The sequence below is a fragment of the Enterococcus italicus DSM 15952 genome, from assembly GCF_000185365.1.
GTDB classification, from domain to species: Bacteria; Bacillota; Bacilli; order Lactobacillales; family Enterococcaceae; genus Enterococcus_G; species Enterococcus_G italicus.
On the sequence record NZ_GL622241.1, the window covers coordinates 814,463 to 825,850 of the forward strand.

Here is an 11,388-nt window from a genome sequence, read left to right on the forward strand (position 1 = left end):
AGTATCACAAGCAATATTTCCAAGCAGCCTAAGATACCGTGTGGTTGTAGCGGGGAAAGCACCTTCTTCCCAGCTACAACCACATGGCCAGTCAAGCGTAGCGCGACAGTTGCTTTTAAAATAAATCAAAAAAACTACCCCAAAACTCAGGGTAGTTTGACGAAAGAATCTTATACTATTTCATTGTCCTATTGACGGGGTGCACACCATTTTTCAACCTTCTGGACTGTCTGGTCTTTTTCATAGTAACTCATTTTGTCTTGCCGTTTTATTTAGATGTAGCTGAGCAATTCTGTCTTGCCTCTTTTTTATAAGCACATTCATTTAGAAAGAGAAACGAACTTGTTATACTAATTCAAAAAGGAGGAACACAATGAACGCAACCTTTACATGGAATGAAACAGAATGTATCGGAGTATTGCCTGGAGGATACGGCACGGTGACCTTTTTACATAGCTTACCTGACCAACAGGTGCCAACAGGAGCGATTGCTTTGTTTATCAAGCAAGGGCAATTGGTCGCTATCTCTGACCAAAGCATAGAAGACTATGATCGGGTGCTACTGCTAAAGCCTACGTGGGAAATGGAGCAAGCTTATTTTTTGCGCTATCTACAAAACTATAGCCAAGAGCAGCAGTGGCTACCACAGACTGAGATGCAGTCCGTGCCAGATCAATTTGAGAACATCATCGCCCCATACGTCAAAGAAATACTCCTACTGTTGCACTGGTCGGGGTATAACTTTCAAGAACAAGCCAAAGCGCCTGCCAAAAAAGGTGGCAAAGCGGCACATAGATGGTCAAAAGCGGTCAGTACCATCCCGTTTTATACAGAATACGACGGAACCAAAGCGACCGTTTACTGGCAAAAACGGAATGAATTGGTCATTAAAAAAGGGGCAATCATGCGACAAGAGACACCCTTGAATAAAGATGGTTCAGTTGGTTTTGCGGCAAAGTTTGCTTTGACGTTGCGTCAGGAACAAGCGGATAAATACGATACAAACTTTGTCACGAAAGAAGATGTTGTCTTAAAAAGTGTCAATGAAGTCGGCCATTTTCTATACTTTGCCGGAACCAACAGTTGGTTACAGCTAAAAGATTCAGATGGAAAGACCATTGACGAGTGGACAGTAGTGAAATAAACCAATGAGACCGAAGTATCAAGCAGACCAGAAAACCTAGAAGTTTTGTCAAACGGTTGGATTTTCTGGTCTGCTTGATACTTTTGTCTCACCGTTTGCTACAAGTGCACAAAAGCCTATCACACTCGCTTTTAGCCGCCAATCGTGGATTGAACAAATTGAACTACGGTACCATATGCAAAAATCTCTAAAAATGTTGAACCATCTGGATGCACTAAATGCTCGTGTTCAAAATGACAGTGAATCACTGCATTGGCGCCATAAGCATCTGCTTTTTCGCGCAAACGATGTGAAATATCCGCCAATAAATCATTTGGATCGACTCGTGGATCAAATAGATCAACTTCCAGTTTTTCTGAAGCAAATACAATGTCTCGCACAATGTAGGGGCGATCGATGTTTCCAGTGGAAAGAATAATCTCGCGAATACGACGACGTTCTTCTTCTGTCTGATTGTCTTTACGAAATAAGCTCATAGTATCAGCACCTTTCAGTTTTTTTAAGTGTACCGTGTTTTTAAGATTCGTGCAAAGGACAGTGAAAAAGAAGCAACGAAACTTGTCAGTCATTAAAAAATATGCTACCCTATGACCAGAATAACGCGAACAAGCAGTCAAAGTGCAACGTTCACCTAAATGATAGGTGGAGTGGGCACTTTTTTTGTGCGATAAAATGAAAAGGAGCGAGGAAAGTGGCTGAAATTACGAAAGAATTTGATACGATTGCAGCAATTTCGACACCACCTGGCGAAGGAGCCATTAGCATTGTGCGTTTAAGTGGTGATCAAGCAATCGCCATCGCAGCAAACGTCTTTCAGGCAGGAACCAAACAACTAGCGGCTGTACCTAGCCATACGATCCATTACGGACATATTATAGATCCAAAGACAGAGCAGCTCGTCGATGAGGTGATGGTGTCTGTCATGCGTGCACCAAAAACCTTCACGAGAGAAGATGTCGTCGAAATCAATTGTCATGGCGGCATTGTCGTGGTCAATCAATTATTACAATTGCTATTACGCCAAGGTGCACGATTAGCAGAGCCGGGCGAGTTTACCAAGCGCGCATTCTTAAACGGACGGGTAGACTTGTCCCAAGCAGAAGCCGTGATGGACTTGATTCGCGCCAAGACAGACAAAGCGATGAATTTAGCCTTAAACCAATTGGATGGAAGACTATCAAACTTGATTCGTGCTTTGCGTCAGGAAATTTTAGAAACATTGGCTCAAGTGGAGGTCAATATCGATTATCCTGAATACGATGATGTAGAAGCGTTGACGAGCCAGCTATTGGTCGAAAAGGCGCACCACGTACAAGCGCAAATCCAAGCATTGCTACAAACAGCTAAACAAGGAAAAATTTTACGAGAAGGCTTAAATACGACAATTATTGGCCGGCCCAATGTTGGCAAGTCGAGCTTGTTGAACCATTTGTTACGCGAAGAGAAAGCCATCGTCACAGACGTGGCTGGTACGACGCGTGATGTGATTGAAGAATACGTCAATGTTCGCGGCGTACCGCTGAAATTAGTTGATACAGCAGGTATCCGTGAAACCGAAGACATCGTCGAGCGGATTGGTGTCCAACGGAGTCGTCAAGCATTAGCGAAAGCCGATTTGATTTTGCTAGTACTGAATCAAAGTGAGCCACTATCGGAGGAAGATCGTCAGTTACTGCAAGCGACCGATGCTACCAAGCGGATTGTTTTACTGAACAAAACGGACTTACCGAGCCAATTGGATCGATCGGCATTGGCTTCTCTCGTCGGCGATGCACCTGTCTTTGAAGTCTCAGTCTTAGAGAATGCCGGCCTTGATAAATTAGAACAAGCGATTGCTGATTTATTCTTTGGTGGTCAAACGACAGACAAAGATGCGTCGTATGTTTCAAATACGCGCCACATTGCTTTATTAGAGCATGCCTCTCAGGCGCTCTCTGACGTCATCTCAGGCATTGAAGCAGGTATGCCGGTAGATTTGGTCCAGATAGATATGACACGCTGCTGGGACGATCTAGGAGAGATTGTCGGCGATAGTGTCCAAGATGAACTGATTACCCAATTATTTAGTCAATTTTGCTTAGGAAAATAAAAAAAGGAGTAACGAAGCGATGCAAGAATATCAAGGAGAATCATTTGACGTCATAGTAGTCGGCGCTGGCCATGCCGGTTCAGAAGCTGCCCTTGCTGCTAGTCGAATGGGAAACAAAACATTGTTGTTAACAATCAATTTAGACATGGTCGGATTTATGCCGTGTAATCCATCTGTCGGCGGTCCGGCTAAAGGAGTCGTTGTACGTGAAATTGATGCACTCGGTGGCGAAATGGGGCGCAACATCGATAAGACCTATATCCAAATGCGGATGCTTAATACTGGGAAAGGCCCGGCAGTACGCGCATTAAGAGCACAAGCAGACAAGCATGCGTATTCAGCTGAAATGAAGCATACCATCGAACAAGAACCAAATTTGACCTTACGACAAGGTCTAGTTGAACGCCTGATTGTCGAAGATCACGTCTGTAAAGGAGTTATTACCGCTACCGGTGCACGCTATGCAGCCAAAGCCGTCGTCATTACTGCAGGCACAGCGCTACGAGGGGAAATTATTATTGGTGAGCTGAAATATTCTTCTGGTCCCAATAATTCTCAACCATCTGTCGGTTTGGCAGATCATTTGAAAGAACTTGGGCTAGAAATTGCCCGCTTTAAAACAGGGACACCACCACGCGTAAAAGGCAGCACGATTGATTATAGCGTGACTGAAATTCAGCCTGGTGACGATGAACCCAATCATTTCAGTTTTGGAACCCCAGATAGTGCTTACAAGCTTGAACAAGAACCATGTTGGTTGACGTATACGAATGAAAAAACCCATGAAATTATCCACAAGAATCTACACCGTGCGCCCATGTTTACGGGGATTGTGGAGGGTGTTGGAGCCAGATATTGTCCATCGATTGAAGACAAAATTGTGCGCTTTTCAGACAAGCCACGCCATCAGCTTTTCTTAGAACCAGAAGGCTTGCATACGGAAGAAGTGTACGTTCAAGGCTTATCAACTTCATTGCCAGAAGATGTGCAAGTGGCAATGCTTCGCTCGATCGCAGGCTTAGAAGAAGTCGAAATGATGCGTACAGGCTATGCGATTGAGTATGACGTTGTTGTCCCTCACCAATTGCGCCCGACGCTAGAAACGAAGCCAATCGCTAACCTCTTCACTGCTGGCCAAACGAATGGAACAAGTGGGTACGAAGAAGCAGCAGGACAAGGAATTATTGCCGGTATTAATGCTGGCTTGAAAGTTCAAGGAAAAGAGCCATTGATTGTCAAACGCAGCGATGGGTATATCGGTGTGATGATTGATGATTTAGTAACAAAGGGAACAAATGAACCGTATCGTTTATTGACCTCACGTGCGGAATATCGGTTGTTGTTGCGTCATGACAATGCAGACTTACGCTTAACAGAGATGGGTCATCAAATAGGACTGGTCAAAGAAGAGCAATACCAAGCCTTCTTAGACAAGAAAAAGCATGTAGAAGCTGAACTTAAACGCCTAAGAAACGAACGGTTGAAACCTACCCAAGAAGTACAAGCGATGCTAATCCAACGCGGATCAGCCGAATTAAAAGATGGCATTTTGGCTGCTGATTTACTAAAACGTCCTGAACTAATGTATCAAGACATCGTTCAATTTTTACCAGATACGCCTTCATTGACGAAAAAAGAAATCGAACAAGTCGAAATTCAATTGAAATACGAAGGCTATATTAATAAAGCACTCGAAAAAGTAGAAAAATTAAAACGCATGGAAGCCAAACGAATCCCAGAAAAAATTGATTACAGTGCAATCAATGGTCTCGCAACAGAAGCCAAACAAAAATTGCAAAAAATCCAACCAGAAACATTGGCTCAAGCTAGCCGCATTAGCGGTGTAAACCCAGCAGACATGAGCATTCTAATGGTCTACATCGAACAAGGAAAAATAGCAAAAGTAACAGAGGAAAAGGCTTGATATCAAGCCTTTTTTCTTGTTTCACGTGAAACCGAATTTTCCTTTGAATGCCATTTTGAATGCCATCAGATCTAAAATGCCATAAATTTTGAAAATTGTTCGACAGTTTCTTCTTGCTTGGCTTGCGTTACTTTTATATAAATATCCGTAGTAATTTTGGTTGAACTATGGCCTAGACGTTGAGAAACGTCTTTAATGCTTGCGCCACTTTCAAACAATAGAGAAGCATTCGTTTTTCTGAAATCGTGCACCTTTATTATTTTCATATCGGGGTAGTGCTTGCTTACTCGTTTCATGACATTATTCGGATAAGATTTATATAAGTATTGGTTTTCGTTGGTGTAGATTGAATTACTGAATACTAGCTTCTTACCGAAGTTTGTATCTCTTATGCCTAGCTTCAATCGGTTCTGTTTAATATGATTGCGCCACTCTTTCAAGATACGCATGGTATTGCTATCTACGCTTATTGTACGGTTAGAAGATTCTGTTTTCGGGTCTTGGATAATCGCTTTACCGCTTTGTAATTCAGCAAGGGTCTTACTCACATTGATAGTATTGTTATCGAAGTCAATATCTTCCCACAGTAGAGCCATTGCTTCACCTTTACGAAGTCCGACAAATGCCAGCACTCTAAAGAATGTATGCGCACGGTAATCTTTTAACCTTAATAGGCAACGTAGAAAGGCTTGTACTTCTTCTTTGGTGTAATAGCTATCAGAATCGCTTTTAACAGGCTTCTTCTTTGCCTTTGGTATGATTGTTCGTTCCATTGGGTTATCGTCCATGAGAGCGATTAAATTGGCATATTTGAACACCATACTTACGTAAGTTCTCATAGCCTTATACGTGCTGTATTTTTCCGACCAGGCATTTAATTGTTTTTGACAATAAAGCGGAGTTATCTCATTGATAAATCTATCACCAAACGCCTTTAGTATATGGTTATTAAAGAATATTTGTATGCGTTGTTGAGTAGTTGGCTTTATATCTTTCTTATGTTGAGCAAACCAAAGTTCATACAGTTCTTTGAATTTCATGCTTGATCGCTTTTCCAAGCCGTTTTTTTCAAAGTCCACTTGAAGCCTAGAAAGCGCAAGTTGGGCTTCTTTTTTTGTCTTAAAGTTGCGCCTGGTGGTCTTTACAGGCTTACCAGTAGCAGGATTTACACCGAGATAGGCTTGAAACTGCCATGCTTCAGTGCCATCTTTTCTGTTGTATCTTTTGAATGTTGCCATTGTTTTTCCCTCCAGTGCTATGCGTGGGGGCGTGAGTGAGGGCGAAGTGCTTCGATAACTATTATTTCAGAGGAATAGAAAACTAAATATCAAGTATTTTGAAGTTAGAAACTCTATTTTTCTTCCCGTTTTTAGATATATATATATCTTTGAAGCAGTGTTCCTTATCTGTTATTTTCAAACTATCCTCTTTGTTTTTTTTATATGAATAAAAAACACGTATACTTTGAGATTGTTTTTTTATTATTTCAGATTTATTTTTTTTACAAAATTAATAGTATCAGGATTAGGTGATTCAACAGTCGATGAGTATATATAGTCCGTTGTAAAATCAATATTGCTTATTGTATCAATAACAGAATGGGTAGGCACTAGAAAAGTAACAGTAACCACAAATTGCTCACTTTTAATTTCTCTCCTTAATTTCTCTTCTAATTCAGGCCAATAATCTAATGCTAAATTGAAGTGTTTGAAAGTAGAATCTACAAAAGAACTTTCATATTTTGGCAAAACCATATCAATTGATCGGTTAATTATAGGAAAGAACCTTCTTTCTGAATCAATTCGACCATTAAAAACTTCTTTTTTCATTTTTTTAGAAATTAATATTTCCACATCACGATTAAACATCAGGGTAAGACGTAGCATTAAATTAGTTCTCTTGTCTTCTGTTATACGAACAAAAATAGTTAGTAAGATGCCGATGTATCCATTGCTAATGTGTTTGAGTTTTGTTTTGTCTAGACCTTGTACTTCATAAATAAATGCAATTTTATATTCACAATCATCTTCTTCTACAGATATAAAGAAAAGTTTTGGATATTGAACAAACGGAATGTATTCTATTAAATCACTAACAGAACAATCTAGGCTTTCACATAAGGTATCTAAAGTTGTAAATTGTATGCCTTTGGTAACGCCATTGACCATTGAATTGAGTGTACTTCTTGATATCCCAGTTTGTTCACTCAGTTGAAGTATAGTAATCTCTCGTTTTTTTAAAAGTTCATTTAGCTTTAATGATATCATAAAATCTCCTCTCTCTCTGTTTTGATTATCGCACAATTTAGTATTGACATCAATACATATCAAAGATACAATTACATTGTACAAAAGAGTACGATACATTTAAGTATTGATTACAGTACAAATTTCTGTTTTTATGCGTATTTTCTTAGCAAAAACAGACAAATGTGAAAAAGCAGTTTTTTTGTACAGAAAGGAGGATATAACATGAATGTAGAACAAACGCTAATTGCTTGGCGAAAGGAAGAGTTTAGTCAAGCATACAAAATGATGAAGGAGGCTTTGGATGCAGCAAAAGAAGAGAGTGATATTGTTAAACAAAAAGATTGCGCATTATTCTTTAATGTTTCAGTAAATACTCTAAAAGACTGGGTTCGACAAGGAGCACCAGAAATTCGTTTAGAAAGCGGTTCTCCATACTATTCAAAAAAAGCCATAAGAGAATGGTTATTACAACACCAAAAATAATCGCATGCGTGGGGGCGTGGTGGTTAGTAGTCCGTTACTTAGTCAAATGTAGTCGCAATGGGTTTGAATAACAGGAGGTAAAGACATGGATTTAGAACAAAACAAGGCAGTTGAAAAAGCGTTACAGGGCGTTATTTCAAGAGAAGCTTCACACGAGTTGGCAAACTTAGAAGGTGAACCACTAAAGGAAGCATTCAATCTTATTTATGAACAAGCAAGTTTTCAAAATCTGCTACCGAAAGAACCGACAGTAAAAAGCATTCTGAATGAGTTATACGATTTAACGCAAGATAACTTTTCGGACACCTTCACGATTACGGAGCTTCAATATTTAATCTTTGAACAAGTCGAAATGTTGGCGGAGCTGCTAGGAATCGAATTGGAGTGACATTATGAATAAGGGCAAAAGAAAAGCCTTAACGTATCAAGCCGACCAAAGCAAACGTTAAAGGCACAACGATAGACAATATACGTCTATTCTTTTGCCCCAATTATACCAGAAAATGTTGGGAGCGAACAGAGATGAGAAAAAGAACACGTAGAATTTTATTTATTTTTGCATTGTTAGTAATAGTTAGTCCCTTACCAGTGTATTTGAAAGTAATCTTGGCAGGCAATGCAGTCACAATCTTAGCTTTAGACTTTGACGAATTTAACTATCAAACAAGGGGGATGAAATAATGGAAACGAAAGTATTAAAAATTAAAGGTGAAGATTTAACAAAGGAATATGCTTTAGATCGGGCAGTTGAACTTACCAGTCTTTATGAACAAACTCAATTGATAGTCAACTACCTTGATACAGTCAGCCTTTCAGTAAAACAGGGTGACGAGTTCGCAGGCACATATTTCTTGAAGTCTGGCGCTTTATCCAATGTTGTAGATAATTTACAAACGATCAGCGATAAGCTGGTTAAAATCAGCAATAGTCTTTGTGTGGACGAGTAGAGCTATCATAGAAAATTAAACAACTTACCTATTCAACAAAAATGTAAGGAACAATGTACCTATTCAAAAAATAGGGGTGGAAAAATGAGTTTAATGACTGACTATTTACAAGCAGGGTTCAAGGTATTACCGCTTCAATCAAATAAAAAAATACCTTTTACAACAGAAACATTCACAAATGGTTTTAAGAGCGCTACGAACGATATACAGGCGCTAAAAGAACATTGGGTGAATTATCCAGAAAGCAATTTAGGCATCCGTGTTGGCGAAGATACAGGCTTGATTGTCCTAGATATAGATGTTCATGAGGTAGATGGCTACAAGACGTTGTCAGCAATCGAAAAAGTGCATGAACCTTTGCCCAATACATTAGAGGTAGCAACACCAACAGGCGGTAAGCATTATTATTTCAAATTACCAGAAGGCATCCAAATAGAGCGCCAAATAAATCAGTTTGCGGGTATAGATATTCTAACTAATGGCTATGTAGTTGCGCCACCTTCTAGCATAGATGGTAAAAAATATGAAATTGTGAATGGGTCACTGAATGAAATAGCCATTTTCCCGACTTGGTTTCTGAAAGTGTTCGATACTAAAAAAATGAATGAACTACCTGTCAAACCATTCTTCACTGTCGGGAAAAAGTATACAGGAGCGTTCTTGGATGAACTGGTTGCAGGATGTGCTAAGGGTGGTAGAAATGATTGGATCATGCGCCAAATATCTAAGATGTTGAACCTGGGAGCTGATTTAACTACCATTTATAAGCTGATTCTAGTGGTGAATGAAAATTTCTTTGATGAACCATTACCAATTGATGAAATCAATGCAACGTTTAAAAGCCGAATCAAAAAACATACGAGTGGAGGGGGGAATCAATGAACGGAAGTATGGAAGAATTTTTGCAGAAGCAGCAGGCAAAGCTTAATGAACAACGTCAGATAGCTACCTTGAAACAACTAAAGACAAAGCTAAGCCAAGCTGGCCAAAATTGGAGAGAAGAACACCAAAAAATAATTGAAAAAACTGGAGAAATTAAAGTGTTCCCAGTGACTCCAAGAGCGGTAGCAGACATTTTAAAACGAGAATGTACTTTTATCTTGATAGACGAGGATAACCCAGAATTAGCACCATTAGCGGTATATGATCTTGATGCAGGCATCTATCAAAAAGGGGAACGGTTTATCAATCGGTTAGCTATGACGGTAGAACGTTCCTTGACACAACAAGCATGTAACACGATACGCCACTATTTAACCACTGAATGCGAGGAACGCCAGCGGACAAATGATAAAAATTTGGTAGTTGTAAACAACGGTATTTTTAACCGTTCCACTAAGCGATTAGAGCCGTTCTCAAGCGAATATGTATTTGTTAATAAGGTGGCAACTAACTACGTTGAAAACGCCAAAGAACCGCATTTTAAGGACTGGAATTTCTCAGAGTGGGTGAAAGAATTATCGGATGGAAATCCAAGCAAAGAAACACTACTATGGCAAATGTTTTCAGTAGCAGTAAACGCCAATTACATTTCAGAAGTAGCGGTTTTCTTCTTGAGTGAACAAGGAAGGACAGGAAAATCTACCTTTCAACAGTTAATGGTGAACTTGGTGGGTCGTCATAACACAGCTAGTTTGAAAATAAAGGAATTTGAGAGTGATTTTAAGTTGGCTAGTGCTTATGGTCGGTCATTAGTAATAGGTGATGACAATAATCCGAAAGATTTTAATGAAACGAGCGAGAATTTCAAATCAGTTGTTACCGGTGATAGTGTTCTGTTAAACCCTAAAGGAAAAGAACCATTTTCAACGAAGCTAACACCGTTTGTTATTCAGTCAATGAACGGCTTGCCGAGGTTTAAGGACATTACAGACGGACTTCAAAGAAGGCTAAGGGTTGTTCTGTTTAACCACTCATACAAAGGTGATAAGAACAATCGATTAATCAAAGAAAAATACATTTATGATTCACAATTACTTGAATATATTTTATCTAAAGTGATCAATATGGAGTTTGAAGAAGTTGAAGATACCGAAGAAAGCCGACAAGCTATCCATGAGTTAGTATTGGAAAATAGTGCAGTTCTCTCCTTCTTTGAAGATAAATTCTTGGAATTAGAATCAGAGCGGTTACCAGTTAAATTCCTGTTCAAGTATTTCCAAGCCTGGTGTGAACACGAAAACCAGCCAACTAACATGAGGCAACGAACATTCACCAAAGAATTTCGGTCAATCGTTGAAAGGAATGGATGGACATATCACAGAAACAATTTAGCACCACTTCATTTTTTCCACCAGTCTGATTTGAAGAAGCTTAAAGAGTTGGATATTCATTATAGATACACGTATGAAACTGATGAAAAAACAAAACAACCACTGATTGAGCGTAGCAACAAAGCGACAATAGGCGACATTTGATTTTCTTGAATGTTGCCTTCTGTAAATATTGATAAATCAACGATTCAGTTATAAAAAGCAACAAAGCAACATTATTTTTATTAATTTAAAGAAAATAAAAAAAGTAGAAGTTAATAATCATATATATATAATGTG

Annotated in this window: 12 protein-coding genes; 9 read left to right on the forward strand and 3 right to left on the reverse strand. The window is 39.2% G+C overall.

Translation table 11 applies throughout. The features are described from left to right. The first annotated feature begins 373 nt into the window (after window positions 1-373). Window positions 374-1,144 (forward strand): hypothetical protein, encoded by a 771-nt coding sequence (locus HMPREF9088_RS03810; protein WP_007207824.1) that lies wholly within the window; start codon window positions 374-376, stop codon window positions 1,142-1,144. 131 nt (window positions 1,145-1,275) lie between these two features. Here HMPREF9088_RS03810 and HMPREF9088_RS03815 read toward each other — a convergent pair whose 3' ends face one another. Then, the gene (locus tag HMPREF9088_RS03815) at window positions 1,276-1,620 is read right to left on the reverse strand and encodes a heavy metal-binding domain-containing protein (RefSeq protein ID WP_040366355.1); all 345 of its coding nucleotides are present in this window, start codon (window positions 1,618-1,620) and stop codon (window positions 1,276-1,278) included. 215 nt (window positions 1,621-1,835) lie between these two features. Between HMPREF9088_RS03815 and mnmE the strand changes: the two genes are divergently transcribed. Together mnmE and mnmG are read left to right on the forward strand one after the other, a co-directional pair. After that, a complete protein-coding gene (gene mnmE / locus HMPREF9088_RS03820; RefSeq protein WP_007207826.1) occupies window positions 1,836-3,233 on the forward strand; it encodes a tRNA uridine-5-carboxymethylaminomethyl(34) synthesis GTPase MnmE in 1,398 nt (465 codons plus the stop codon). A 19-nt stretch (window positions 3,234-3,252) separates the two neighbouring features. After that, a complete protein-coding gene (gene mnmG / locus HMPREF9088_RS03825) occupies window positions 3,253-5,157 on the forward strand; it encodes a tRNA uridine-5-carboxymethylaminomethyl(34) synthesis enzyme MnmG (protein ID WP_007207827.1) in 1,905 nt (634 codons plus the stop codon). Window positions 5,158-5,228: 71 nt separating this feature from the next. Here mnmG and HMPREF9088_RS03830 read toward each other — a convergent pair whose 3' ends face one another. Both HMPREF9088_RS03830 and HMPREF9088_RS11405 read right to left on the reverse strand, forming a co-directional pair. After that, the gene (locus tag HMPREF9088_RS03830) at window positions 5,229-6,395 is read right to left on the reverse strand and encodes a site-specific integrase (RefSeq protein WP_007207828.1); all 1,167 of its coding nucleotides are present in this window, start codon (window positions 6,393-6,395) and stop codon (window positions 5,229-5,231) included. Window positions 6,396-6,638: 243 nt separating this feature from the next. Next, entirely contained in the window at window positions 6,639-7,424 is a 786-nt protein-coding gene (locus HMPREF9088_RS11405; protein ID WP_052607476.1) for a helix-turn-helix domain-containing protein, read from the reverse strand. Window positions 7,425-7,628: 204 nt separating this feature from the next. Between HMPREF9088_RS11405 and HMPREF9088_RS03840 the strand changes: the two genes are divergently transcribed. From HMPREF9088_RS03840 to HMPREF9088_RS03860, 6 genes are all read left to right on the forward strand, one after another. Beyond that, complete coding sequence (locus HMPREF9088_RS03840; protein WP_007207830.1) at window positions 7,629-7,889, forward strand: hypothetical protein; 261 nt, start codon at window positions 7,629-7,631, stop codon at window positions 7,887-7,889. Window positions 7,890-7,974: 85 nt separating this feature from the next. Beyond that, window positions 7,975-8,277, forward strand: coding sequence for a hypothetical protein (locus tag HMPREF9088_RS03845; RefSeq protein WP_007207831.1), 303 nt, complete (start codon window positions 7,975-7,977; stop codon window positions 8,275-8,277). Window positions 8,278-8,411: 134 nt separating this feature from the next. Then, window positions 8,412-8,570: a hypothetical protein gene (locus tag HMPREF9088_RS11885; RefSeq protein WP_007207832.1), complete on the forward strand. Its 159-nt coding sequence runs from the start codon at window positions 8,412-8,414 to the stop codon at window positions 8,568-8,570. Continuing rightward, window positions 8,570-8,836: a hypothetical protein gene (locus HMPREF9088_RS03850; RefSeq protein WP_007207833.1), complete on the forward strand. Its 267-nt coding sequence runs from the start codon at window positions 8,570-8,572 to the stop codon at window positions 8,834-8,836. The genes HMPREF9088_RS11885 and HMPREF9088_RS03850 overlap by 1 nt, the downstream gene beginning before the upstream one ends. An 84-nt stretch (window positions 8,837-8,920) precedes the next feature. Further along, window positions 8,921-9,718, forward strand: coding sequence for a bifunctional DNA primase/polymerase (locus HMPREF9088_RS03855; protein WP_007207834.1), 798 nt, complete (start codon window positions 8,921-8,923; stop codon window positions 9,716-9,718). Further along, window positions 9,715-11,253: a DNA primase family protein gene (locus HMPREF9088_RS03860; protein ID WP_007207835.1), complete on the forward strand. Its 1,539-nt coding sequence runs from the start codon at window positions 9,715-9,717 to the stop codon at window positions 11,251-11,253. The genes HMPREF9088_RS03855 and HMPREF9088_RS03860 overlap by 4 nt, the downstream gene beginning before the upstream one ends. Window positions 11,254-11,388 lie beyond the last annotated feature (135 nt).